This is a genomic window from Solibacillus faecavium, from assembly GCF_014836905.1.
In the GTDB taxonomy this organism is placed as follows: Bacteria; Bacillota; Bacilli; order Bacillales_A; family Planococcaceae; genus Solibacillus; species Solibacillus faecavium.
In genome coordinates this window covers 338,186-363,067 of record NZ_JACSPZ010000002.1, presented here as the reverse complement: position 1 = coordinate 363,067, position 24,882 = coordinate 338,186, and the positions used below count along the sequence as shown (strand labels likewise).

The following is a 24,882-nucleotide window of genomic DNA, read 5'->3' as shown; positions in this document are numbered from 1 at the left end:
ATGGCATGAAAATGCTTTATATAAACATTTCACAACAAAATAGGATAAAGACAAACAGAGGGGGATTTTAATGAAAAAATGGTTATCGCTATTGCTATTGTCATTACTAACAATTGTTTTAGTAGCATGTACAGCAAATGAAGAAACAGAAAGCAAAGATTCCGAAGAAAAACCAGCTGAAAACGCTGAAACGGAGTCTACTGATGAAGAAAAAGTACTTTATTTAAATAATGCAAATGAACCAACATCATTTGACCCGTCAATCGGATTTGACTCCGTTTCTTGGGATCCATTAAATAACTTAATGGAAGGTTTAGTCCGTCTGGACAAAAATCTTGAGCCTAAGGAAGCAATGGCTGAAAAATACGAGATTTCAGAAGATGGATTAACGTACACGTTCACATTACGTGATGCCGAGTGGACGAATGGTGATCCTGTAACGGCAGGAGACTTTGTTTATGGATGGTTACATATGTTAAATCCAGAAACAGCTTCTTATTCTGCTTTCTTAGGAACAGGGTATATCGAAGGTGCTCAAGCTTACAACGAAGGAACTGGCGATGCTTCAGGTGTTGCCATTAAGGCTATTGATGAGAAGACATTCGAAGTGAAATTAATTTCACCATTTGATGGTTTCTTAGCAATGATTACATTACCTACTTTCTTCCCTGTAAATGAAAAAGTAGCAACAGCGACACCTGACTGGTTCGCTAATGCAGATACATTTGTAGGAAATGGTCCATTCAAATTAGAGACGTGGAGCCATGAAGAAAAAATGACATTCGTTAAAAACGACACTTACTGGGATAAAGATTCCGTTAAACTGGACCGTGTTGAATGGGCAATGGTTAATGATACGAATACATCTTACCAAATGTACCAAACAGGTGAGTTAGATGTAACAGGAATTCCGTCAAATTTAGCGGATACATTACTAGATGATCCGGAAGCTATTGTCTATGACATGGCCGGCACACATTTCTACCGATTCAACGTAACAAAAGAACCATTTACAAACAAAAAAATCCGTCAAGCATTCTCTTATGCTATTAATGCACAGGAAATCGTAGACTATGTAGTAAAAACAGGAAATAAAGTAGCTGATGGCTTTGTTGCTTATGGCTTTAAAGGTCCAGACGGTAAAGATTTCCGTGAAACTCAAGGTTCTTTAATTGGCTTTGATGCTGATAAAGCAAAACAATTATTAGAAGAAGGTATGGCTGAAGAAGGCTGGGATACTTTACCTGCTGTTGAGCTTTCATATAACACGAGTGATGTATTGAAATCAGTCGCTGAAACAATGCAAAGCCAGTTAAAACAAGTGTTAGGTGTCGACGTAACGATTCAAAATTCGGAGTGGGCAGTATTCCGTGAAGAGCAGGTTGCATTAAATCTGCAATTCTCACGTTCTACTTTTGGTCATGACTACGCAGACCCGATTAATGCTTTAGAAAACTTTACATCTGATAATGATGCAATGAACAGAACTGGATGGAAAAATCCACAATTCGACGAGCTAATCAAAAAAGCACGTGCTGAAGTTGATGCACAAACTCGTTGGAACTATTTATTAGATGCAGAAAAAATCTTAATTGAAGACGCACCATTAGTACCACTTTACTTCTATAACGGTTCTGTACTACAAAAATCAAATGTAACAGATATCGTTCGTCCAGCAGTAGGTTCTATTGAACTGAAATATGCAGACAAAAAGTAATATGAAATTGCGACGTCATAACGGCGTCGCGATTCCTTTATAGGAATCTTGTTTTTACACATAAGTGAATGAATGGCATTCATTTATGTGTGAAAATACGAAAGGGGAAATAATAAATGAGACAAAAACCAAAACGGCTGAAAAAAGGGGATACAGTTGGCATTATTTCACCTTCAGGACCTTATCGTGATGGTCAGTTAGAAAAAGCACTGCCCTTTTTGGAAAGTCTAGGGCTGAACTATAAACTCGGTGAAAATTGCGACAAAAGATGGGGTTATTTAGCAGGATCGGATGAAGAACGTCTAAGCGATTTACATACAATGTTTTCGGATCCTGATATTGCTGGTATTATTTGTGCTCGAGGCGGTTATGGTGCGGCACGTATAACCGACAAAATCGACTTTGAATTATTGAATAATAACCCGAAAATTTTATGGGGCTATTCGGATATTACTTTTTTACATACAGCAATCGGTCAAAAAAATAACATAGTAACATTTCATGGACCAATGCTTGCTTCTGATGTGGCAGGGGAGGATTTTGCACCATTATCCGCGAAAATGTTTGAGCAGTTATTTGAGCCAACAGAGCTTGTATACGAGGAATCAATCAGTCAGCTACATATTCTTAGTGAAGGTATAGCCACTGCTGAAATTGTCGGTGGAAATCTTTCATTATTAACAAATTCACTTGGTACAGCATTTGAGATTGATACTACAGGAAAACTATTATTTATTGAAGATATTGGCGAAGAGCCTTACCGTGTTGATTGTATGCTGAATCAGTTACGTCACGCGAAGAAATTGGATCATCTCGCGGGTGTTGTCATTGGCGACTTTGCCGATGCTGCGTCAACAGGTGATAAACCTACATTAACGCTGGATGAAGTATTTGATGATTACTTCTATAGAAAGCCATATCCCGTTATGAAGGGCTTTAAAATAGGCCATTGTCAACCACACTTTGCCATTCCATTAGGTGTAGAAGCCACATTAAATACAAAGGAAAAGACTTTACGTATTATGCCGGGGGTGCAATAAAGGGTACATTATCAATCTTGAACAGTCACCCGAATTAATCGCTTTAAAGTGGCACAACATACCTACTTTAACAAAGAGTAAATGATGTTTAAAAAATTGTTGGTTCATCATATAAACAAAGAAATAATATAGATTAGACACTATATCAAGGGGGCTATATAATGCAGCAAGAAAAACTATTATCTGTTCAAAATCTAAAACGCCATTTTGATTTAGGTAAAGGTACAACGTTAAAAGCAGTAGACGGTATTTCATTTGATATATTTAAAGGGGAAACTTTCGGTTTAGTTGGTGAATCAGGTTGCGGCAAATCAACAGCAGGGCGTACGATTATGGGGTTGTATAATGCAACTGAAGGCGAAGTCGTATTTAAAGGGAAAAATGTGCATACCGCAAAGGGTGAAGAAAAAGAGGCAATCATTCGAAGTATGCAAATGATTTTCCAAGACCCATATGCTTCATTAAATCCACGTTCGACCGTTTTAGAAATTATTTCTGAACCTTTAGAAGTACATGGTATATATAAAGATAAAGCACAATTACGTAATAGAGTCATAGAACTATTAGAAAGTGTGGGGTTAAATAGAGATCATGCAAACCGCTACCCGCACGAGTTTTCAGGAGGGCAAAGACAGCGTATCGGTATCGCGCGGGCTTTAGCGCTAGATCCTGATTTTATCATTGCAGATGAGCCGATTTCAGCACTTGATGTTTCTGTTCAAGCTTCAGTTGTTATGCTTTTGCAAAAATTACAAAAAGAAAAAGGGCTTACCTATTTGTTTATCGCACATGATTTATCGATGGTTAAGTATATTTCAAGCCGTATTGCAGTAATGTATTTAGGGAATATGGTTGAACTGACAACGAGTGAGGCGCTTTATGAAAAGCCGCTTCATCCATATACGGAAGCCTTATTATCTGCCATTCCAATACCAGATCCGGATATTGAAGAATCCAGAAAGCGTATTATACTGGAAGGTGAAATTCCGAGTCCGATTAATCCACCAACAGGGTGTGTGTTCCATTCGCGTTGTCCAAAGGCAATGCCACATTGTTCTCAGCAAGTACCTCAATTGAAAGAGTATGAAAAAGGGCATTTTGTTGCTTGTCATTTATATTCAAATTAGATTTTCAACCTACTTTAATTTTTTTTAGAAAGTAGGTTTTTTTTGAGCTATAATATTAGTCATCTTAACAAGAAAGGAAAATGAAAGTGACCAATTCTAAATCATCTCAAACCTGGGCAATCACACTGTTTGCCATAGGCGTCTTTATGGCCGCACTTGATAATGGAATAATTAGTGCGGCTTTAACGACAATTAATCAGTCTTTCAATGTGGAAGCAAACTGGGGAGCATGGGGGGTAACGCTATATACACTCGGCTTGGCAATTAGTGTACCAATTGTAGGTAAGCTTTCAGATCGTTACGGTCGGAAAAAGTTATTTATCGTGGAGATTGCACTATTTGGTCTCGGTTCGTTACTTGTAGCGCTTAGTCCTAACTTTACTTTTTATTTAATTGCCCGATTTATTCAGGCTATGGGCGGCGGTGGTATTTTCATTATCGGTACCTCTTATGTTGTTAGTACATTGCCTGCTGAAAAACAGGGGAAAGCACTCGGTATGCTTGGAGGAATGAATGGTATTGCTGCCGTTTTAGGACCGAATATCGGAAGTGTTATTTTGGATTTAACAGGCAGCTGGCACTGGTTATTTTTAATCAATGTTCCGATTGCCATTTTCCTCGTATTTATGGGAATGACCAAGTTGGAGGAAATAAAAGATCCAACTCCAGGGAAACTCGATATGACTGGAACTGTATTATTATCGATTGCTATTTTAGGAATCATGTACGGGCTAACAAATATTACAGGGCTTAATTTCTTTAAATCGTTATTGGCGACAGACGTATATCCGTTTTTATTAGCTGGAATTATTTTATTAATTATTCTTTATTTCTATGAAACCCGTTTGGAACGAAAAGGTGGCGACCCGATATTACCGGTGTCATTAATGCGTCAGCCAACGTATTTACTAACATTATTACTTGGGCTTTTATCAGGAGCAATGCTTGCTGCGATGATCTTCATTCCCGCATTCTCAGAGCAGGTTATGGGCATTAAATCCGAGCATGCCGGTTATTGGATGACACCACTCGCAATAGCAGCAGGTATTGGAGCGGCAGTTGGAGGTATATTAGTCGATAAACGCGGTCCGATTTTAGCTGTATTATTTTCAGGAATTGTTGCCGCAATAGGGTTCTTCCTGTTCCCGGCATGGATTGATGCAAAGTGGCAGTTTGTCATTGCATCGATCATAGGCGGTGTAGGTATGGGGGTTCTATTAGGTGCACCTTTAAATATTTTGGCGACTGAGAAATTGCAAACAAATAAGGGGACTGCACTGGCATCGTTATCATTAATCCGAACAATTGGGATGACGATTGCTCCAACGATTTATGCAGGCTTCATTGCCCGTGGGTTTAGTGAAACCCCAGCAATATTTAAATCCGATTTCCAGTCGATTTTACAAAATAATGTTCAAGATGCTAATTTAACCGAGGAAGCGACAGCCGAACTTGCGCAAATTGGCAGCCAGTTTGCAGGTGGTGCAGAGTTTTCTGAACAGCAGATGATGGGCATTGTACAAAATATTCAGGATCCAAATTTAAAAAATGCGGTTTTAAACTCAGTGAATGAAGTGACTACAATGGCTGCGCAGAGCGGTTATAGTGGGCTGTTTTATTCGGCCGTTGTCATTGCAATATGTATTTTTGTAACGGGTCTAATTTTAAAGCCGATACGAAATAAATCTTTACAACTTTAAAATAATGGGTTTACATTAATGACTTTGGGGTAATTTAATTATAGACTCATGCAAAGCCTGTATGGGTGTGAAGTCTCTCCCCCAATAGTAGACTTGAAAAAATGTCCTTTTTGTATAAAAGGGCATTTTTTTCGTCATTTTAAGTAGGGGTGCTAAAATCGCTGCTATATTATAGATAATAAAAGTTCGTTTCAGTTATAATTACCAGTAAGAGGATGAAACTTTTCACTTGTTTTGACGTAAATACTAATAGTACATAGAACGGGGGAATTAATGATGAACGAAAATCCATTATTTGAAGATTTAAACAAGCGTACACAGCAGGACACAACGCAAACAACGGATTTAGTTGAACAACCGCAAAAACAGCTTGTATCCGAACAGGAGCTTTCACAAATCCGCCAGCGTCAGGAGCATTTAAAGCAACAGCCGCAAGTTCAACAGCTAGCTCAAAAAATTGATGTAAAAAATCAAATTGCAGTGTTGGAATTCGGGAAAGAAACAGCACAGGGTATTTCTAAGTTTTCGGACCGTATGCTTGCAACGATTAAACAAAGTAATTTAGAAAAATCAACGACATTACTGAATAATTTAAATAAAATTATGGACCGCTTTGACCCGCAGGATTTCCAGGAAGAACAGAAAAAAGGCTTCCTAAAAAAACTGTTTTCAAAAAGTAAAGAGCAACTAGAACGCATTCTATCGAAATACGATACGATGAATAAAGAAGTGGATGTTGTCTACAACGAAATTCAAAAATACGAAGTTGAAATGAAGCGCAATACGATTCAGCTTGAGCAAATGTATGATGAAAACCTGAATTATTTCCATTCTTTAAGTGAGCATATTGCTGCTATTGATATTAAAGTCAATGATTTACGCCAGCAAGTGCCTGCTTTATCGGCTAAAGCGGATGCAGGGGATCATGAAGCCATTATGGAGTTAGAAACAGTTACGCGCGGTATAGAGCTATTAGAGCAGCGCGGCTATGATTTGGAAATGGCACAGCAAGTATCGTTCCAATCAGCTCCGCAAATTCGTCTTATGCAACAAGGGAACAATCACCTTATCGGTAAGATCAACTCGGCGTTCGTCACAACGATTCCAATTTTTAAGCAAGGGCTTATCCATGCTGTGACAATGCAGCGCCAAAAGCTTGTATCCGATTCGATGGCTGAATTAGACCGCCGTACAAACGAAATGCTCGTTCGAAATGCGGAAAATGTTCGTCAAAATTCAGTGAACATTGCCAGACAAGCCGGAAGCCCGAGCATTAAAGTTGAAACAATCGAAACAACATGGCGTACGATTATTGCAGGAATTGAAGAAACGAAGCAAATTCAAGCAGAAACTGTTCGTAATCGTGAAGAAGGCCGCAAACGTATCGAGCAGCTGCAACTTGAATATGAAAAGTTAAAAAATATTTAGTAGTGCATTTACAAATCGGTTATTTTGCTTTCATGCAGAGTAACCGATTTTTTTATCGCCACCATTTGCAAAATATTAGAAATTAGATTATTCTTATAACATAGTAAACTTATAGGAATAAAAAGTATTTAAGGGGATGGGGAAAATGAATGCTTTATACGAACATACGAAACAATATTTGAATCATCTGAAGGAATTACCGTCTTTAGCATCGATGACGTATAAAGAGGCAAGGGAAATGCGCGCGAATTTGCCAAAAAGAGAAGTGCAACTTGCCGATGTAGCCAAAATTGAAGATCGTTCCATAACGATGCGTGATGGTGAAAAAATTGGCATACGTATTTATACACCACACGGAAAAGGACCGTTTAATATAATCTTGTATTATCATGGCGGCGGATGGGTTTTAAATGACTTGGATACGTGTCATGAAAGTTGTTCCCGTTTAGCTTTTTCGACCGGGCACATTGTCGTTTCAATAGAATATCGATTAGCACCTGAGCATCCATTCCCGATACCAGTTAATGATGCATTTGATAGTTATTTATGGGCAGTACAGCATGCTGAATCTTTAAATGGCAATCCGCAGAAAATCTCGGTGGCAGGGGATAGTGCCGGGGGGAATTTAGCAATTGCTGTTTGTCAATTAGCTGTCCAATACGGCGAGCTTCCTCCTATCCAATCACAAATTTTATTATATCCCGTTACTGACTTGAGCTTTCATTCGAACTCCTATAAACTGTTTGAGAAAGGATTTGGTCTTGATAAAGATGTGATGAAATGGTTTAGCCGTCATTACATATCAACCATTCATGATGCCCAAAATCCACTGGCTGCACCATTACGATTAAAGGAGTTTTCGAATTTTCCTCCGACTTTAATTATGGCTGCTGAATATGATGTTCTTCGTGATGAAGCGCTACTATTTGGTGAAAAGTTATCGGAAATGGGAACACCTACGAAAAGTATTGTCATGGAAGGAATTGTTCATAGCTATTTCACACAAAATCATGTTTTTCATGAAGAAATTGAAAGTACAATTCAGCATATAGAAGCCTTTTTGAATGATTTATAGGGGGAATACTGTGCAAGCTTTAAGTCGCAAATTTACCGTTGCACTCATCACAACATTTTTATTCAGCTTTGCATTAACGATTGTCAATTTTATGACAGCTGCAGAAAATAAGTTATCATTTAGTACGCTACTACTTACTTTTATCGTGTTAAGTGCACCGATGTTTTTGCTCATTGGTGTAATGACATCATTCGTTTTTGAAAAGTTTATCCGCTCACTAAAAATGAAATGGTTCAGTTATATCGTTGTCGGAGCTGCTTTTTCCATGCCGTATGCGCTTTATCTTTTTGAAGGAGCCGATCTGTTCCTTTACTCCATCATCGGTGCAATCGGAGCTGCTTTATTTTGTGGAATTCATATTATTTTTGAAAAATATATTTTTAAAAGTTAATAGATACGATATGAAGTAACTATTCAATTGTCGTAGGGTATGTGAAAGGTTTTTGAAACTTTGACATACCCCTTTTTTAATTTTCTGAACTTGATTAATAAGGGGTTAATTTGGTGAAATTGGGTAAATAACATAATAAAATACTCAATACTGTAAGAAGTGGAACTGCTAAATTTTAAAGAACTGTAAGTATTGGTTTGATGGAAAGGAAGACGAAAATGGAATTAAACTTAATGAAAATTGACGAGTTTCTAAAAATGCCAAAAAGTGTTATACGTAGAGCGAATGAGAGGGACGTATTAAGTATAAAAAATGAACTGCTAATTTTATTAAACGAAAAAACCGAGTTAGCGGATAAGATGCATATTCGGAAATTGATAAATGAAATACAATTTTTAAATGTATTTGTCGTAAAAGATGATTATGAAAAAACTGTATTTTCCTATGAACCCCCAAAATACTATTCACCCCGAGTAACAATCAAGGAAAGCGGCTGGATTGAGCTAATTAAATAATAATTCTTATATTCATATAACTTTTATAATGATAAAATTTCCTTATGCAAGGTTTAAGGAAAGAAGGTTTTATTTTGGAACGATTGAAAGGCATAGCTATGATTATTTTCGGATCAATGTTTTGGGGAGCAACAGGTCCGATGATGGAATGGATGCTGGATGAAACGGCCATGACTGCTGATTTTATGCTGGCCATTCGGTTAATAATAGCCGGCATTTTTATCTTAAGTATCATAGCTTTGCAAAAAAAATCAATTTTTTCGATATGGAAAAGTAAATACTGGTCAACACAGCTAATCATTTTCAGTATAGTAGGCATGGCGGGGCTACAATATACTTTCGTCAAATCCATTGAAGTGAGCAATGCGATTATTGCTACGTTGCTACAATTTTTAGCCCCAATTTTCATTATTGTGTATACCTCAATTATATTTAAAGCACTTCCTGCACGTAGCCAGGTAATCGGCATAGCGGGTACATTATTTGGCTTATTCTTACTGCTTACTAACGGATCTGTGTCGAGTTTGCTCGTTAGTGGGGAAGCGCTCATATGGGGCTTGTTTTTAGGTTTTACTTATGCATTTTATACACTATATCCAGCGAGGTTAATGGCTGAAGTTGGCGTTATTGTCATTATTGGATGGGGAATGATAGTGAGCGGTCTAATTTTTACCGTAAAGGCAAAGCTTTGGAAAAGTGATGAATGGGTTTTATTATTGGATCCTAATCTCGTCTTACTGATTATTGCCATGAGTATTTTTGGATCGTTAGCCTATATTTTATTTTTAACAAGTCTAAAATACATAACGCCTGTAGAAACGAGTATTTTATCCAGTTTCGAACCTTTAACAACGATGGCTATTTCCGTTGTCTGGCTTGGCTCTATTTTATATAAGTGGCAGTATTTTGGAATTTTATTGATGCTCCTATTTATTACCTATTTATCCATTGCAGGGACAAAAAAATCAAATTCCACGAATGTCTAAGTGTATAGCGCTTAGGCATTTTTGGGTATAGGGAAGGAAATGTGAGGTGTATTTATGGAAGCGAAGGACTATTTTAGCCTGCACGAACAGGATATTAAGGATGATATTAAACGCTTAGTATTGGCTGATTCACCCTCTCAAAATAAAGAGCTTTTGGATATTTGCAAGGAAGTGATTCAATCGATATTTTTTGATTATTTTCATCGGAAAGCCACTGAATTTGCAATGGAGCATAATGGGAATCATTTGCGCTTTGAAATGGGCGAAGGGACAGAGCAAATTTTAATGATTGGTCATTATGATACGGTATGGGATGCTGGAGCCTTACCATATCGTGAGGAAGAAAATAAAATTTTCGGACCTGGGATTTTGGATATGAAATCAGGCTTAGTAAGTGCGATTTGGTTTTTTAAATATGTTCAACAAATGAATCTTCCGTTAAAGCGTCGTGTCGTATTTTTCCTGAATAGTGATGAAGAAATTGGGAGCCCTACTTCAAGAGCTTTAATTGAAGAGGAAGCAAAAAAGTCTGTCGCAGCATTTATTCTAGAGCCTGCAGTTACAGTGTCCGGTGAGTTAAAAATTGCACGTAAAGGAACATCAAGATATTTACTGAACATTAAAGGTCTTGCATCACATGCCGGGAACAACCCTCGTGATGGGGTAAGTGCCATTACTGAAGCGGCACGCCAAATTTTAAATATTGAGGCTTTAAATGATTTTGAAAAAGGAACGACATTAAATGTCGGCATGGTGCAAGGTGGAGGGAAATTAAATGTCATTCCAGATGAAGCACATCTTGGAGTGGATGTTCGATCTGGTACAAAAACCGAACAAGAGCGAATAGATGATTATTTTGAAAAATTAAAGCCATTTAATAGCCGGACAAAGATTGACATCGACGGGGGCATTAACCGTCCGCCAATGGAACGGGATGAGGAAAGTGAAGAGCTTTTTGAAATTGCGCAAGGCGAGGCAGAGGAGCTTGGATTTGAAGTGGAAGACGCAGAAGTTGGTGGTGCCAGCGATGGGAATTTCACATCTATTCACACCCCAACTCTGGATGGTCTTGGACTTGTTGGAGACGGCATTCACGCAGAGCATGAACACATTTTAAAGGATCAGATTGTTGAACGGTTTGCATTGTTAACAAACACTTTACTTGAAGTAGTAAACGAATAATTGGAAATCTGTAGTATGTAATAAGTGGATTTGATAAGCTATGAATAGATGCAAAAGTTTATAAACGATAAGCTTTTGCTTTTTTTATACGAGTAAAGGAGGGTATTCATGCATTATATAAAAAAAGAACAGGCAATTTATGCAATGGATAAAAACAATACGGCAGCTGCTAGTGTTAACAGTGGAGACCGAATTGTGTTTGAAACATATGACTGCTTTACAAATCAAATCCAAAGTGAAAAACAGCCGGTCAGTAAACTCGATTGGAATCAAATTAATCCCGCAACAGGCCCCGTCTATGTAGAAGGCGCAAAGCCTGGTGATGTGCTGGAGGTGTTCATCGAAAAAATCGATATCGGTGATACCGTTACATTAATGACGGGTCCGGAGCTCGGTGTTTTAGGTGATGAGCTAACGGAAATATCGATTAAACGGGCGAAAATTCAGAATAATCTAATTCAATTTTCGGAAAACATAGAGATACCTTTAAACAAAATGATTGGTGTGATCGGTACAGCACCTATTGGCGAAGCAATCAGTTGCGGTATTCCTGATTTACATGGTGGGAATATGGATACGACCGCTATTACGGAAGGTACGACACTGTATTTACCTGTCAATGTAGAGGGGGCATTGTTAGCTCTTGGAGACTGCCATGCGGCGATGGGAGATGGAGAAGTGTCGGTTTGTGGTGGAGAAGTACCGGCAGAAGTAACGGTCCGTGTGCGTGTGTTAAAAAACTGTCCAGTTCCGACACCATTTTTAATTCGGGACGGGCATTTATCGACAATCGCATCGAAGCCTACATTGGATGAAGCAACAGTCGATGCAACAAAAAATATGGTAAAGACTGTCTTAACCTATACTTCGTTGAAAAAAGATGAAGCGATCCATTTACTATCATTAGCAGGCAATTTAAAAATCAGTCAAATTGTGGATCCAAATAAAACGGCTCGTATGGAGTTACCTATCCGCTATTTAACAGCGCTTAACAGCGAGGAATGGCTATGACGGTTGAATTATTAGCGCAGTGGATGAAGCAATCGAAAACAACGGTTGTGCTCACTGGAGCAGGAATGTCTACGGAGTCGGGTATTCCGGATTTTCGTTCGCAATCGGGCTGGTGGCAAAATATTGATCCTCGTACAGTTGCTACAACAGACAGTCTGCTAAAAAATTACGCAATGTTCCGGGAATTTTATCAAATGAGAATTCAGGCGTTGAAAAAATGTGCCCCGCATAAAGGACACCATATTTTAGCCGATTTAGAAAAGCGCGGTCTAATTTCACTCATCGCTACACAAAATGTGGACCAGCTCCATCAGCAAGCGGGGAGTAAAAAAGTAGCGGAACTGCACGGAAATATTATGACGGCACGTTGCCAGAAGTGCAACAAGCCACATGCTAAAGAGCAGTTTTTAAATAATGCGATTTGCACGTATTGCTCAGGTAAATTGCGCCCGAATGTTGTATTGTTTGGGGAAACATTGCCGATGGAGGCATGGAATCGCTCATTAAACGAAATTCAAAATGCCGACCTAGTCATTGTAATCGGGACAAGCTTAGAAGTATACCCTGTTAATCAGTTACCGCAGATGGCTAAAGGAAGGCTTGTGTATATTAACTTGGATCAATCCTCAGACAGTGGACAGTTTGATTTAGTGCTTGAAGGTACAGCGGGAGAAATTTTGGCGGAATTGGATGAAGCATTGGAAGGTTATTCGAAGGGGTAAAATAGAGAGTTGATATAATTATTTTATAGATTTAATTGATAATGAAGGGAAAATTAGTTGTTTGTAGTGAAGGCGGCGACTCCTAGGGGATAAGTACGTGGGAGAGACTACAGGCTCGACCCGTACCCCCAGGAAAGCGTCCGCCGTAACGGAGAACAACGTATTCAAAGTAGACACAAAAATAGAGCCGTTCATATTTTACGATAAGAAAAATATGAACAGCTTTTAATATTGAGGTGGTTTTAGTCCCAGTCTCTATATTTTTTTGTTATAAATTAGATTAAGCATCTGCACATAATACAAAGCTATTTAATGATAATACAGCTTCTTGTTGCTCATTCATTAAGTAGGCAAAGCTTTCTACTAATGTTTGAATTTTTGCAGGAACTTGCGGGAATTCATTGAGTAGGTAATTGCTATAATCCACTTCCCATTGACCATCTTGCAAGTAGCTAGCATCAATCAACTGTTCATTCGTAATCGTAAACCCTGTATTTTCCAGTATTTTTTTAATATGTGATTTATGAAATAGATTCTGGATATTGCCATCATCTTCAATAAACGCTGTATATAATGCCAAAATATTTGCAGCGCAGAAATGTGCCCGCTGACTTGGCAATGTATAATCAATGTCCCACTCTGCAAAGCATACTCGTTTTGCTACAGCCCGTATTTTCTGCATGTAATCTTCCAATAGTTCTGCATTTTGAAAATACCAAGAACAATGGGATAACACTACGACATCAAAGGGTTCTTCAATAGGAAACTGTAAAAAATCCGTTTCGTAATGAAAATCAATAATTTGCCCTAATGGAGAATTTGCAATTGTTTCCGATGCTTCCCCTAATGTAATAGGAGCACCGTATTCTTTAGTTGCAATATCAATGGCTGTAACTTGCCCGGCAGGTCCAACAGCATCAGCAAGTACAACGGTTGTATCCCCTTGACCACATCCGATTTCTAATATCCTCATACCTTTTTCCAATTGAAAAGTTCGTACAAGTTCAAGACGATGTGTTAATTGCGTCCGTTGAATTGTATCGTCTCCAATAATTTTCATGCAGTTTAGTATATGTTCCAATTTTTTCAGCTCCAATTATCTTTAATGATATTGAGCTATAAGTTGAAAGCTCAATATTGAACTACCTTAACTTTCATAAACTTGACTACCATCAATTCATCGACTCCTTTTCCTCTGTTCATTAAATCATTTTCCTGTCTATTGGAGCAATGTTTATTTGAAGAAAGTAAAAAAATATTGAAAAAAATATATAAAACCGAACAATTCTGATAAACATTAAAAAATAATTCGTTTTTAGTTGACATCGCTTTCATTTTTTTGTAAAGTAACAAATGACGAATGATTATGTAAAAACAAATAAAAACGTTCGTGTTTAGGAGTGTTGAAAATGGTAGATACAGTTTTCGATTATGAGGATATTCAATTAATACCTGCAAAGTGTATAGTAAAAAGTCGTACAGAGTGTGATACTGCTATTACATTAGGAAACCATACATTTAAAATTCCAGTTGTACCTGCAAATATGCAGACGATTATTGATGAATCATTAGCTGAGAAGCTTGCTGCTGAAGGTTATTTTTACATAATGCACCGCTTCCAACCGGAAAAGCGTGCAGAATTTGTTCGCCGCATGCAGAAGCAGGGCTATATTGCTTCGATTTCAGTTGGTGTAAAAGATGAAGAATATATATTTATTGAAGAATTGAAAGATGCCCAGCTTGTACCAGAATATATTACGATTGATATTGCTCACGGTCATTCAAATCAAGTAATCGAAATGATCGGTCATATTAAGAAGCATTTACCGAATAGCTTTGTTATTGCTGGAAATGTTGGGACGCCTGAAGCTGTTCGTGAGCTTGAAAATGCAGGTGCGGATGCAACTAAGGTAGGTATTGGACCAGGTAAAGTTTGTATTACAAAGATTAAAACAGGATTTGGTACAGGTGGCTGGCAATTAGCTGCACTTCGTTGGTGTTCAAAAGCAGCTACGAAACCGATTATTGCTGACGGCGGAATTCGTACACATGGTGATATTGCAAAATCGATACGTTTCGGTGCATCAATGGTTATGATTGGTTCACTGTTTGCAGGTCACGAGGAATCACCAGGTCAAACGGTTGAAATTGATGGCAAGCAAATGAAAGAATATTTCGGTTCTGCATCGGAGTTCCAAAAAGGCGAGCGCAAAAATGTAGAAGGCAAGAAAATGTATGTTGATTCTAAAGGGTCTATTTTCGATACATTAATAGAAATGGAGCAGGATCTGCAGTCTTCCATCTCTTATTCAGGTGGGAAAACATTGGCCGCAATTCGTACAGTTGATTATGCAGTCGTTAAAAACTCTATTTTTAATGGCGACCGCATTTAATATTAATTAAATTTTCAGATAACTATTGACTTCTTTGGAAATTGTCGATAAACTACATTTCAAGACAATAGTTAAGCAATGAATGGAAATAGTAAATAGCCTGTATACTTATAGAGAGCCAGTGTGTGGTGGAAACTGGCAGATACAACTATTGAACTCGTCCATGAGCTACGACCTGAAAATAAGTAGGGAAGTCGGCAGTCTCCGTTAAAAGACTAGACATCAATTGTCGTTAAGTGGAACGTTTCAGCAATGAGCGTTCAATTTAGAGTGGTACCGCGAGTTCAACCTCGTCTCTATCGTAGTGGATAGAGGCGGGGTTTTTTATTTTGAGCTCCTGTTTGTTGCATTGAAATGAATATAAGATGAAAAGGGGAAATGAAAATGAGTAGAAAAATTTGGGTTTTTGATACGACATTACGTGATGGCGAGCAAGTGCCTGGGGCGAAACTGAATTTATATGAAAAAGTTGAGATTGCCCAGCAATTAAAAAAGCTTGGTGTTGATATTATTGAAGCCGGTTTCCCTGCATCTTCACAAGGAGATTTTGATGCAGTGCAGGCAGTTGCAAAAAAAGTAGGAAACAGTTCAGACATCATGATTACGGCATTGGCACGAGCTGTAAAAGATGATATTGATTCAGTTTATAATGCGGTAAAATATGCACATAATCCGATGATTCATATGGTACTTGGCACATCGGATATTCACGTAGAAAAAAAATTCAGTAAATCAAAAGATCAAATTCTGCAAATAGGAATAGATGCAGTAAAATATGCGAAAACACTTTTACCACAAGTTCAATATTCGACAGAAGATGCTTCGCGTTCGGATTTTGAATACCTTTGGAAGACGATTGAAGCCGTCATGAAAGCTGGGGCGACGATGATTAATGTTCCCGATACAGTCGGTTATGCAGAGCCGGAACAATGGGGTGAAATGATTGCGAAATTAAATTACCGCATGAAAAATTTAGACGACTCGGTATTGCTTTCTGTTCACTGTCATAATGACCTTGGGATGGCTACAGCCAATACATTAGCGGCTATTAAAAATGGTGCGGATAAAGTGGAAGTAACGATGAATGGTATTGGGGAACGCGCAGGTAATGCGGCACTGGAAGAAGTCGTAATGGCCATTAAAACGCGCGGGGATGTTTATGATGTATTTACCGATATTAATACGAAAGAAATTATGAATACTTCGCGTCTAGTTTCAAGCTTTATGGGTCTTGATGTGCAAGTAAACAAAGCAATTACGGGAGACAATGCATTTGCACATTCTTCCGGTATTCACCAGGATGGGCTGTTAAAATCCCGTGATGCGTATGAAATCGTGCATCCGGAAGATGTTGGGCTGGAAGATATGGAATTAATATTAACAGCAAGATCAGGACGTCATGCTGTTAAAAATTCACTTTCAAAATTAGGATTTAATGATTTTACTGACGAAGAATTTGAAGGGGTTTTTGCTGATTTCCTAAAGCTGGCTGACTCGAAAAAAGAAGTGTATGATCATGATTTATATGTCATTGTTGAAAATTACTATGAGAAATCGGAAAAGAATAATCCAAGTAAAGAAACATTCTCAGATCAATTTTATGATATTGAAGATCTGCAGATTATTTCAAATTCGACATTCCCATCTGCCAGCGTAAAAATCCGCCGTGGGGAAGATGTATTTAAATCAAGCGCAGTAGGTTCAGGACCGGTTGATGCACTGTACTCTGCAATCGCAGATGTCACAGGGATTAAAGTAAAGCTTATTGAATACAATATCAGCTCCGTTTCCCGTGGACAGGAGGCTTTAGGAAAAGTAAAAATCATTGTCGAACACAATGATGAAAAATACATTGCTAAAGCGGCAGATACCGATATACTAAAAGCCTCAGCATTAGCCTATATTAATGCGATTAATAGTATCATCGTAGCAAAAATAGCACCGCAGCCTGTAATGACAATCGCGACGGTATAAAAAAAATGCTAACAACGTTCAAATTCACGACGTTGTTAGCACTTTTTTTTATTTATTAAGCTCTTCCGCCAATAGACGATAGCTGTTTAATCGTTGGTCAATTGTATAGAGATTACAGTTAATCATCGCTTCATCAAAGCCGAAGTACTCCTGCTCCTCTTTCATCTGGTTGACAACTTCCTTCGCTGACCCGATTAACATAAGCGGACGGTTTTGCTGTAAAATCATTTTGTCCATTTCCGTTAATGGGTAGTCATTCGCTTCTTCAGGAGACAGTACATTCAGAAGCTTACCACGCATTAAATTCAATCGCGTAATTTGCATAGGCATCGATAAGTATTCTGCTTCTTCTGTTGTTTCGGCAACACTTACCGCATATGTCGTAATAATTTTCGGCTGCTCCATAAAATATGAAGGTTGGAAACTATTTCGATAAGCATCAAAAATAGACTTAGACATTTGTCCATTGAAAAACTGGGCAAAAGAATAGCCAACTCCTGCTTCACCGGCCTGTCTTGCACTTTGTCCGCTGGAGCCGAGCAGCCAACCTTGAGGAAGCTCTACTTTAAATGGAACGGCGACAACATTATCGTAAATGGCTTCACCAGTCCGTTGTTCATTCATTAAGCGTAAAATAATTTCAAGCTTATCATATTGCTCCGTCACATCTGGTCTCCGTCCGCTAGCAAGAGCAGTCATAGCAGGCATATCCCCACCAGGTGCGCGTCCTGCACCAAAATCAATTCGGCCAGGAGCTAAAGCAGCCAATGTTTTAAACACTTCTGCCACCTTAAAAGGTGAATAATGCATCATCATAATGCCGCCTGTTCCAACGCGAATACGATCTGTTTTGGCAGCCACATATGCAGCTGTTACCTCAGGAGCAGAACTTGCAAGCGATGTTGTATTGTGATGTTCAGCAAACCAAATTCGCTCATAGCCTAGCTCATCGCCAAGCTGAGCAAGTTTTACGGCATTTGCTAGGGCTTCTGTGGAAGACATCCCTTTTGATATAGGTACTTGATCTAATATACTAAGTTTCATTTAGTTCACCTCTACTATTCGTTACTATTTACGATAACGAAATAGAGTCGGAATGTAAAATTATTGACCTTTTACATAAGCTTTTATTAATGCTAAACGCTCCCGTATACGAGATTTAGTGTTGACTGATTTAGGCGTAGGCGCTGCCAAAACATCCGCTTGCAGGCCAACTTTATTTGCAAGTATGACAGCTCGTTTTAAGTGGAAATCATTGGAGATGATCGTAATGTTTGTTACGTCTTCAGGCAATAGTTCTTTAGCAAATAATAAGTTTTCGTAGGTAGAGGTGGACTGATCTTCCAGCATAATTCTATTTTGATCAATACCGTGTTCTATTAAATAAGCGGCCATGACAGATGCTTCGGTTCGATCTTCATCTGCACCTTGACCCCCTGTAACAATTGCTTTAACAGAAGGATGTTTTCGTAAATAGTCCAATGCCACATCCAACCGGTTTTTTAAAGAGAGGGAAGGGATACCACCGGGTTTAACTTTTGCGCCTAATATTACGACATACTCATTGGTACCGTCTGCCTCGTTTTTTAGTACTGCATCCATTTCCTTACCAAGCCAGAAATAAATGAGTATTAATATTAAAATAATGATTAAAAGTGCAAAAATGACTCTTTTCAAAAAAATCCCCCCTTTTATGTATAATACGACGTCTAAAGGGGGAATGTTTCAATATTTTAATATTATTAAGAAATTGCCTCTTTTTTATCAGTAACAATTGCCCGCTTTTGACGTAGCTGTACTGATAAATAATTAATATAGCGTACAAAAACATAAAGCACCATCACAGATGAAAAGATTAGCTGGAAATAAAAATAGGCAGTTAACCAAACACTTGCTGTTGCGCTTAGGTCTAAGAAATGAATAACGACATTTGTCGCTGTTGCAGAAATGACCAATGGGAATGTGAATGCAGCATAGCTCGGATAAAATGGGAGCTTAAGAGCACTTGGCAATTTCATTAATACTAAAAGATACAAAAGCTGAGCGACAATATAGAAAGTGACGACAATAAATAATTGCGCTTCAAACTGCTTAAAGTAGGCTGCCAAACTAAGCGATACCGGAGCAGTTAAAATCGTCAGCATCGGAATAGTCGGTTCAGGCAGATCTTTGCGAATAAAGCCACGTAAAATAATAATTGGCACTAAAATAATAAATGCGCAAACAGCAAAAATCAAAATACTCTTCGTGAACATTCCTGATAAATTACCTGCTGTTAAAGGCATTACAGCCGTACCTACAAATAAAATGAGCCAGCTTGGAAAAATATTTGAGATCGTGATTTTATTTTTCCAAACAAAGGTTTTGATGAAGTATATAATAATAGCAATTTGTAAAACGGCAGCAGCACTCCATAAAAGATGTATTACAGCTTCCGGAATACCGTAATAGTGCAACCCATTACTAATTGATAAAGTCCCCATTGTAAAAGTAGGGGAAACAGATGCAATAATCGGGTTTTGCATTTCCTTAACTACAGAAGAAAAAGCAAAAAGAATTTTCCCCACGATTAAAATAAACAGTAGTATGCCAATTAAAAAGAAAAAATGCCCAGTTACTGACTGATTCATACTTAATAATAAATTTCCCAATGAAATGAAAGCGAGCATAAGGCCGCTAATCGGAATAGGGATAACCTGCAATAAATTTCTCACGATGTTCCTCCAATATAAATGTGTGTGTACGCTCGATGAAATTTGACGGAAATCATACACATTTGTTCAGTATAATCTATTTTACTGCGTAATTTTTAATCCTACAACCGCAAAAGCAATAGACGAAATTAATATAATACTTCGAGCTTACCGTTTATTTGACATAGTTTCCGAAAATCCCTTACAGTTGAAAATAAAACAAGATTGCGGTGATAACATGGAGCGTTGTAGTTGGGTGAAGTTGGATGAGCCGGTGTATGTGAAATACCATGACGAGGAATGGGGAGTACCGGTTTATGATGACCGGAAATTGTTTGAAATGCTCTGTCTCGAAGGCGCACAGGCAGGATTGAGCTGGCTGACGATTTTAAAGCGCAGAGAAGGATACATAAAAGCATTTGATCAATTTGATGCGAATAAGATCGTACAGTACGACGAAGACAAATTAACGGCATTAAAAAACGACGAGCGTATTATACGCAATCAACTGAAAATCAATAGTGTTGTTACAAACGCGAAAAGTTTCCTTGCGATTCAAAAGAAATATGGCTCTTTTTCAAATTATATTTGGTCTTTTGTAGGGGGAGAGCCGATAGTAAATGCATGGGAAAGCCATCACGAAGTTCCGATCACTACAGAGATTAGTGATCAAATGAGTAAACAATTAAAAAAAGACGGATTTAAATTTGTCGGAAGTATCATTTGCTATTCCTATATGCAGGCGGTCGGTATGGTAAATGATCATACAGTTAATTGCCATTGTTATAAAAATTTACGATGAGGTGAGTGCAATAAAGAAAAAAGTTGGATGGGCAATTGCTATAATAGTCATTTTAATAGGGATTATTTTAGTTTCTTCTAATTTTAATTATGAAATAACCGAAGATTTATACGGTTTCCCTATTCCAATAAAAGCGGAATTAGTTCAAGAGAGTGAACGAGTGAAAAGTTATAATTGGTCAAGGGCTTCCGAGGAAAATGGGATACCACTTGATTATGAAATTGTTCTGAAATTAAATGGTTGGAAAAAAGGAGAACGAGAAGGGGCTAACGTATTATATACAAAAGGAAATCATACCATCAATTTGGCTTCCTACCATAAAGTAATAGATATTATGGAGAGATAGCAGTTGCAAGCATTCTTTTACAGAATGTCCTTTTTCATGCTTGAAATTATGCAGAGATTTTTTTGATATAGAAGAAAAATTAGTTGTTCTTAGTGAAGGCGGCGACTCCTTGGGGACAAGCAAAATTTATTTTGCGACGAGTAATCGCAGGAGCACGTGGGAGAGACTACAGGCTCGAGCCGTGCCCCCAGGAAAGCGTCCGCCGTAACGGAGAACAACGGCTACAGGGCAGACACAAAAATAAAGCTGTTCAAATTTTACGATGAGTAAAGTTTGAACGGCTTTATTTTTGAGGGGGATTTTGTCCCAGCCTCTTATGCTTTATTTCACAATCATTGCCGGACATTGAACACGTTTCATCACTTTATGCGATACACTTCCTAAAACCATTTCCTGCAAACTGTTTAAGCCGCGGCTGCCGATTACGACTAAATCTATATTTTGTGTATTGGCATATTTAATAATCTCCGGAGCGGGTGATCCGTGAATCATTTCTACCTTGCATTTGATTTGCTCATCTTGGAATAATTGTTCAATCGGTACAATCTTTTGACGACGTTCCATATAAAGACCTTCATTGGAACTCGCATGCAATACTTCAGTTTTCACTTTGACCATATCAATGACAAAAATAATGGTTACCATTGTTTCGGGATTTATCTTCGCTATTTTTACAGCTTCCTTTGCTGCCCGAAACGCGTTTTCGGAACCATCAGCGGCAAGTAATATATGTTGATACATAAATCCACTCCTAATCAGTTAATGTAGTACCTGTTAATTTTTTCATGAGCTGTTTGCTCGATTCATCAATATTTAAGAATGTTACTACTATGTGTTTCGTCTTCAGTTGGTCTTTTACCTTCATTAAAGCTCCAATTGCTGAATCATCCCATACTTTACATTGTTCAAAGTCAATTTGGATGGAAGATTGGTCCATTGAAATTGATTTGAAATAGTCCATAAAGCTTTCCGTTGACGCAAAGAATAATTGACCTTTTACGAAATAAGTAGTGCCTTGCTGAGAAATCGTAACACGTGAAATTTCATTGACAAAGAATAGGGCACTTACAACAATACCTGCCACAACACCTAGAGCTAAATTGTGCGTATACAATACGACACCAATTGTAAGCAGCATAACAAAAACGTCTTTCTTTGGTGCTGTCACCGCATATTTAAACGAATGCCAGTCAAATTGTGTAATACACACAACAACCATAACACCAGCGAGTACAGGCATTGGAATCTGCACGACATAATCCCCTAAAACCAATATTAAAAACATTAAAAATACACCAGCCACAAATGTGGACAAACGGCCTCTTGCACCGGACTTTACATTAATGACAGATTGTCCGATCATAGCACAGCCGGCCATACCTCCGAAAAATCCATTGATGACATTGGCAATTCCCTGTCCACGGGCCTCTTTATTTTTGTCGCTTTCTGATACGGTCATATCATCCAGAATCGAAGCCGTTAATAAAGATTCCACCAAACCGACAACAGCTAAAGCTAAAGAATAAGGTAAAATAATCATCAATGTTTCAAAAGTAAACGGAATATCAGGAATGAAAAAAGAAGGTAGGGATTGTGTAATTGTCCCCATATCTCCAACTGTGTTTAAATTAAAACCAGAATAAATGGCTACTACTGTTAAGATGATAACAGCAATTAAAGGTGCCGGAATTCCTTTTATAAAAAGAGGAATTAAGTAAATGAGCGCTATTGTTCCAAGTAAAAATAACCATGTCATGAGGCTTCCGCCAATAAAGTGGGGCGTTTGAGCGATAAAGACTAAAATGGCTAGTGAGTTTACAAAGCCAATCATGACCGCATTCGGAATAAACTTCATTAGTCTAGCAATTTTTAAAGCGCCAAAAATAATTTGGATAATTCCTGTTAGGATCGTTGCGGCTAATAAATACTGTAATCCGTGGTCCTTTACAAGTGACACGATAACAAGCGCCATCGCACCCGTTGCAGCAGAGATCATTGCTGGGCGTCCGCCAACAAAGCTGATTGTGACAGCGATAACAAAGGAGGCATACAATCCGACCATCGGATCTACTCCTGCTAAAATAGAAAAAGCAATTGCTTCCGGAATTAGTGCCAATGCAACAACTAGACCTGCTAGTACATCTGCACGAATATTTCCAAACCATTGCTCACGTAAATTGTCCATATAGGGTATAGCTCCTTTAAATAATCTTCTACTATAATATCATGCGACCAAGATGGTGCGATAGCTTTTAAAAGTTCAACTGAGTTAATCAGCATTTGGATACAACGAAAAGGAACTGAGACACAACCTAAAAAATGCCATTATTCTCCTTGAGAGAAATGACATTTTTTGCTGGCATAAAAAATTGATTTCCATTCCGGGACGCTTTCCGCGGGCACGGCCTGAGCCTGTAGTCTCAGGCGACGCGCTGTTCCCGCTGGAGTCGCCCTCCATTCCAATCAATTTTTAAAGTATCGTTTTTTAATAAGGGTCTTTTCCTTATCCAATGAAATTCTGTCCTAGCCCATTTTCTACTTTATTTTACTGAACCACTAATAAACTGTTCGTCCTGATAATACATGTTTTTAACGAGCACATTAGGGCCGAGGCATTTTACAGCAGGGCAGTGGCAGTTAAGGCTTTTCGCCAAATCTGTTTCAAGCCATTTATCAAAAATTACCGGTAACGAATCGGACGTAATATTGCCTAATGCCGGTGTATCTCCAAAGTCTGTTACGATAACGTCACCTGTGAAAATATTAATATTTAAACGAGAACGTCCGTCCGGGTCATTACGCATTGTTACATTTGGAGTGTTGCGTAAACGGTCCAGTAATTTTTGGTCTTCCTCGGTTTTACTGCAAGGGTAAAAGGGAAGAGTTCCAAACAGCATCCAAGTATTTTCATCGCGAATATCTAGTAAATGATGAATCGCTTCACGCGTTTCCTCAAGTGATAATGAAGTTAAGGCACTGGCGAAATCTGATGGATACATTGGGTGGATTTCATGACGCGCACATTTCATTTCCTCTACAATTTGCTTGTGGATATGGTCTAAGTAAGGCAATGTTTTTTTGTTCAACATCGTTTCAGCCGATACCATGACCCCATTTTCAGCAAGCATTTTAGAGTTATCAATCATACGCTGAAATAAAGCAGCACGCTGATCAAATGTTGGTTTCCGTTCCATCATGGCAAAGCCAGTTTCAACGAATTCCTCAATTGTACCCCAGTTATGCGAAATATGTAGTACATCCAGATATGGTGCAATTTCCAGGTAACGCTCACCATCAATGGTTAAATTGGAGTTCATTTGTGTACGGACACCGCGGCTATGCGCATATTTTAAAAGCGGTAAAACATACTCACGTACAGATTTACGTGACATCATTGGTTCTCCGCCTGTGATTGAGATTGTTTGAAGATGAGGAATCTCATCTAAACGCTTTAAAATTAAATCGATTGGTAAAGCATCGGGATCTTTAGTCTGCAATGTATAGCCGACTGCGCAGTGTGCACAGCGCATGTTGCATAATGTAGTGGTAGTGAATTCAATATTCGATAAAGTCAACTTACCATGTTTTTCGATATCCATATAGGCTTCCCATGGGTCGTAGCTTGTCGTAATACTTTGTTTTTCTAATGTAGTCATTTTAGTTCGATACTTCCTTTCCAACAATTTATTTTCTCATAAATTATTTGAGATGCAACCTAAAACCTTATTTAACTTGGATTTATTCTGAAAGATCGAGCACCTAAAAAGCATCAACAAAAAA

General features: G+C 38.2%; 24 protein-coding genes and 1 other annotated feature. Of the genes, 17 read left to right on the top strand and 7 right to left on the bottom strand.

The genetic code is table 11. The features are described 5' to 3' along the window. The first annotated feature begins 70 nt into the window (after positions 1-70). The 12 genes from H9635_RS05255 (at position 71) to H9635_RS05200 (ending at position 12,894) form a co-directional block, all read left to right on the top strand. Positions 71-1,717: a peptide ABC transporter substrate-binding protein gene (locus H9635_RS05255; RefSeq protein ID WP_191699098.1), complete on the top strand. Its 1,647-nt coding sequence runs from the start codon at positions 71-73 to the stop codon at positions 1,715-1,717. A gap of 116 nt (positions 1,718-1,833) precedes the next feature. Then, on the top strand, positions 1,834-2,757 hold the full coding sequence (locus tag H9635_RS05250) for a S66 peptidase family protein (RefSeq protein ID WP_191699097.1): 924 nt from the start codon (positions 1,834-1,836) through the stop codon (positions 2,755-2,757). A 161-nt stretch (positions 2,758-2,918) separates the two neighbouring features. Continuing rightward, on the top strand, positions 2,919-3,884 hold the full coding sequence (locus tag H9635_RS05245) for an ABC transporter ATP-binding protein (RefSeq protein ID WP_191699096.1): 966 nt from the start codon (positions 2,919-2,921) through the stop codon (positions 3,882-3,884). An 80-nt stretch (positions 3,885-3,964) separates the two neighbouring features. After that, positions 3,965-5,584 carry an MFS transporter gene (locus H9635_RS05240; protein WP_339216447.1) on the top strand — a complete coding sequence of 540 codons (1,620 nt, stop codon included), beginning with the start codon at positions 3,965-3,967 and terminating at the stop codon, positions 5,582-5,584. A 276-nt stretch (positions 5,585-5,860) separates the two neighbouring features. Further along, entirely contained in the window at positions 5,861-7,012 is a 1,152-nt protein-coding gene (locus H9635_RS05235; protein WP_191699094.1) for a toxic anion resistance protein, read from the top strand. 145 nt (positions 7,013-7,157) lie between these two features. Then, positions 7,158-8,087 (top strand): alpha/beta hydrolase, encoded by a 930-nt coding sequence (locus H9635_RS05230; protein WP_191699093.1) that lies wholly within the window; start codon positions 7,158-7,160, stop codon positions 8,085-8,087. 10 nt (positions 8,088-8,097) lie between these two features. Then, the gene (locus H9635_RS05225) at positions 8,098-8,478 is read left to right on the top strand and encodes a hypothetical protein (RefSeq protein WP_191699092.1); all 381 of its coding nucleotides are present in this window, start codon (positions 8,098-8,100) and stop codon (positions 8,476-8,478) included. A 218-nt stretch (positions 8,479-8,696) separates the two neighbouring features. Further along, positions 8,697-8,993 carry a cytosine deaminase gene (locus H9635_RS05220; protein ID WP_191699091.1) on the top strand — a complete coding sequence of 99 codons (297 nt, stop codon included), beginning with the start codon at positions 8,697-8,699 and terminating at the stop codon, positions 8,991-8,993. A 74-nt stretch (positions 8,994-9,067) separates the two neighbouring features. After that, on the top strand, positions 9,068-9,979 hold the full coding sequence (locus H9635_RS05215) for a DMT family transporter (protein WP_191699090.1): 912 nt from the start codon (positions 9,068-9,070) through the stop codon (positions 9,977-9,979). 54 nt (positions 9,980-10,033) lie between these two features. Next, positions 10,034-11,161, top strand: coding sequence for a M20 family metallopeptidase (locus H9635_RS05210; RefSeq protein WP_191699089.1), 1,128 nt, complete (start codon positions 10,034-10,036; stop codon positions 11,159-11,161). Positions 11,162-11,269: 108 nt separating this feature from the next. Further along, on the top strand, positions 11,270-12,172 hold the full coding sequence (locus tag H9635_RS05205; protein WP_191699088.1) for an acetamidase/formamidase family protein: 903 nt from the start codon (positions 11,270-11,272) through the stop codon (positions 12,170-12,172). Continuing rightward, on the top strand, positions 12,169-12,894 hold the full coding sequence (locus H9635_RS05200; protein ID WP_191699087.1) for an SIR2 family NAD-dependent protein deacylase: 726 nt from the start codon (positions 12,169-12,171) through the stop codon (positions 12,892-12,894). The genes H9635_RS05205 and H9635_RS05200 overlap by 4 nt, the downstream gene beginning before the upstream one ends. A 280-nt stretch (positions 12,895-13,174) precedes the next feature. Here H9635_RS05200 and H9635_RS05195 read toward each other — a convergent pair whose 3' ends face one another. Beyond that, positions 13,175-13,954 carry an SAM-dependent methyltransferase gene (locus H9635_RS05195; protein ID WP_191699086.1) on the bottom strand — a complete coding sequence of 260 codons (780 nt, stop codon included), beginning with the start codon at positions 13,952-13,954 and terminating at the stop codon, positions 13,175-13,177. A 349-nt stretch (positions 13,955-14,303) separates the two neighbouring features. Here H9635_RS05195 and guaC point away from each other — a divergent pair, with 349 nt between their 5' ends. Both guaC and H9635_RS05185 read left to right on the top strand, forming a co-directional pair. Then, positions 14,304-15,287 (top strand): GMP reductase, encoded by a 984-nt coding sequence (guaC, locus tag H9635_RS05190; RefSeq protein WP_191699085.1) that lies wholly within the window; start codon positions 14,304-14,306, stop codon positions 15,285-15,287. A gap of 69 nt (positions 15,288-15,356) precedes the next feature. Further along, positions 15,357-15,588: a binding site (T-box leader), on the top strand. A gap of 83 nt (positions 15,589-15,671) precedes the next feature. Continuing rightward, positions 15,672-17,261 carry a 2-isopropylmalate synthase gene (locus tag H9635_RS05185; protein ID WP_191699084.1) on the top strand — a complete coding sequence of 530 codons (1,590 nt, stop codon included), beginning with the start codon at positions 15,672-15,674 and terminating at the stop codon, positions 17,259-17,261. Between the two features lie 48 nt (positions 17,262-17,309). On the opposite strand, the gene H9635_RS05180 is transcribed toward H9635_RS05185, so the two are convergent. From H9635_RS05180 to H9635_RS05170, 3 genes are all read right to left on the bottom strand, one after another. Beyond that, positions 17,310-18,305 carry an LLM class flavin-dependent oxidoreductase gene (locus H9635_RS05180; protein ID WP_191699083.1) on the bottom strand — a complete coding sequence of 332 codons (996 nt, stop codon included), beginning with the start codon at positions 18,303-18,305 and terminating at the stop codon, positions 17,310-17,312. 60 nt (positions 18,306-18,365) lie between these two features. Then, entirely contained in the window at positions 18,366-18,938 is a 573-nt protein-coding gene (locus H9635_RS05175; RefSeq protein ID WP_191699082.1) for a YdcF family protein, read from the bottom strand. 65 nt (positions 18,939-19,003) lie between these two features. Beyond that, on the bottom strand, positions 19,004-19,975 hold the full coding sequence (locus tag H9635_RS05170) for a TDT family transporter (protein ID WP_191699081.1): 972 nt from the start codon (positions 19,973-19,975) through the stop codon (positions 19,004-19,006). A gap of 217 nt (positions 19,976-20,192) precedes the next feature. Between H9635_RS05170 and H9635_RS05165 the strand changes: the two genes are divergently transcribed. From H9635_RS05165 to H9635_RS19350, 3 genes are all read left to right on the top strand, one after another. Continuing rightward, a complete protein-coding gene (locus H9635_RS05165; RefSeq protein WP_191699080.1) occupies positions 20,193-20,756 on the top strand; it encodes a DNA-3-methyladenine glycosylase I in 564 nt (187 codons plus the stop codon). Then, complete coding sequence (locus tag H9635_RS05160; protein WP_225231130.1) at positions 20,713-21,102, top strand: hypothetical protein; 390 nt, start codon at positions 20,713-20,715, stop codon at positions 21,100-21,102. The genes H9635_RS05165 and H9635_RS05160 overlap by 44 nt, the downstream gene beginning before the upstream one ends. A gap of 131 nt (positions 21,103-21,233) precedes the next feature. Then, the gene (locus H9635_RS19350; RefSeq protein ID WP_263616834.1) at positions 21,234-21,368 is read left to right on the top strand and encodes a hypothetical protein; all 135 of its coding nucleotides are present in this window, start codon (positions 21,234-21,236) and stop codon (positions 21,366-21,368) included. 55 nt (positions 21,369-21,423) lie between these two features. Here H9635_RS19350 and H9635_RS05155 read toward each other — a convergent pair whose 3' ends face one another. The 3 genes from H9635_RS05155 to yfkAB all read right to left on the bottom strand — a co-directional run bounded on the left by H9635_RS05155 (position 21,424) and on the right by yfkAB (position 24,758). Beyond that, the gene (locus tag H9635_RS05155) at positions 21,424-21,843 is read right to left on the bottom strand and encodes a universal stress protein (protein WP_191699079.1); all 420 of its coding nucleotides are present in this window, start codon (positions 21,841-21,843) and stop codon (positions 21,424-21,426) included. 10 nt (positions 21,844-21,853) lie between these two features. Beyond that, the gene (locus H9635_RS05150; RefSeq protein WP_191699078.1) at positions 21,854-23,287 is read right to left on the bottom strand and encodes a SulP family inorganic anion transporter; all 1,434 of its coding nucleotides are present in this window, start codon (positions 23,285-23,287) and stop codon (positions 21,854-21,856) included. Between the two features lie 355 nt (positions 23,288-23,642). Continuing rightward, on the bottom strand, positions 23,643-24,758 hold the full coding sequence (gene yfkAB, locus H9635_RS05145) for a radical SAM/CxCxxxxC motif protein YfkAB (RefSeq protein WP_191699077.1): 1,116 nt from the start codon (positions 24,756-24,758) through the stop codon (positions 23,643-23,645). Positions 24,759-24,882 lie beyond the last annotated feature (124 nt).

What these genes read in the sequence shown, in the direction of transcription:
- H9635_RS05160 (WP_225231130.1), top strand. Translation starts at nt 20,713, where the DNA reads ATGATCATACAGTTAATTGCCATTGTTATAAAAATTTACGATGAGGTG.
- H9635_RS05195 (WP_191699086.1), bottom strand. Translation starts at nt 13,954, where the DNA reads ATGAAAATTATTGGAGACGATACAATTCAACGGACGCAATTAACACAT.
- guaC (WP_191699085.1), top strand. Translation starts at nt 14,304, where the DNA reads ATGGTAGATACAGTTTTCGATTATGAGGATATTCAATTAATACCTGCA.
- H9635_RS05150 (WP_191699078.1), bottom strand. Translation starts at nt 23,287, where the DNA reads ATGGACAATTTACGTGAGCAATGGTTTGGAAATATTCGTGCAGATGTA.
- H9635_RS05155 (WP_191699079.1), bottom strand. Translation starts at nt 21,843, where the DNA reads ATGTATCAACATATATTACTTGCCGCTGATGGTTCCGAAAACGCGTTT.
- H9635_RS05220 (WP_191699091.1), top strand. Translation starts at nt 8,697, where the DNA reads ATGGAATTAAACTTAATGAAAATTGACGAGTTTCTAAAAATGCCAAAA.
- H9635_RS05210 (WP_191699089.1), top strand. Translation starts at nt 10,034, where the DNA reads ATGGAAGCGAAGGACTATTTTAGCCTGCACGAACAGGATATTAAGGAT.
- H9635_RS05235 (WP_191699094.1), top strand. Translation starts at nt 5,861, where the DNA reads ATGAACGAAAATCCATTATTTGAAGATTTAAACAAGCGTACACAGCAG.
- H9635_RS05250 (WP_191699097.1), top strand. Translation starts at nt 1,834, where the DNA reads ATGAGACAAAAACCAAAACGGCTGAAAAAAGGGGATACAGTTGGCATT.
- H9635_RS05205 (WP_191699088.1), top strand. Translation starts at nt 11,270, where the DNA reads ATGCATTATATAAAAAAAGAACAGGCAATTTATGCAATGGATAAAAAC.
- H9635_RS05185 (WP_191699084.1), top strand. Translation starts at nt 15,672, where the DNA reads ATGAGTAGAAAAATTTGGGTTTTTGATACGACATTACGTGATGGCGAG.
- yfkAB (WP_191699077.1), bottom strand. Translation starts at nt 24,758, where the DNA reads ATGACTACATTAGAAAAACAAAGTATTACGACAAGCTACGACCCATGG.
- H9635_RS05230 (WP_191699093.1), top strand. Translation starts at nt 7,158, where the DNA reads ATGAATGCTTTATACGAACATACGAAACAATATTTGAATCATCTGAAG.
- H9635_RS05165 (WP_191699080.1), top strand. Translation starts at nt 20,193, where the DNA reads ATGGAGCGTTGTAGTTGGGTGAAGTTGGATGAGCCGGTGTATGTGAAA.
- H9635_RS05255 (WP_191699098.1), top strand. Translation starts at nt 71, where the DNA reads ATGAAAAAATGGTTATCGCTATTGCTATTGTCATTACTAACAATTGTT.
- H9635_RS05240 (WP_339216447.1), top strand. Translation starts at nt 3,965, where the DNA reads ATGAAAGTGACCAATTCTAAATCATCTCAAACCTGGGCAATCACACTG.
- H9635_RS05245 (WP_191699096.1), top strand. Translation starts at nt 2,919, where the DNA reads ATGCAGCAAGAAAAACTATTATCTGTTCAAAATCTAAAACGCCATTTT.
- H9635_RS05180 (WP_191699083.1), bottom strand. Translation starts at nt 18,305, where the DNA reads ATGAAACTTAGTATATTAGATCAAGTACCTATATCAAAAGGGATGTCT.
- H9635_RS05200 (WP_191699087.1), top strand. Translation starts at nt 12,169, where the DNA reads ATGACGGTTGAATTATTAGCGCAGTGGATGAAGCAATCGAAAACAACG.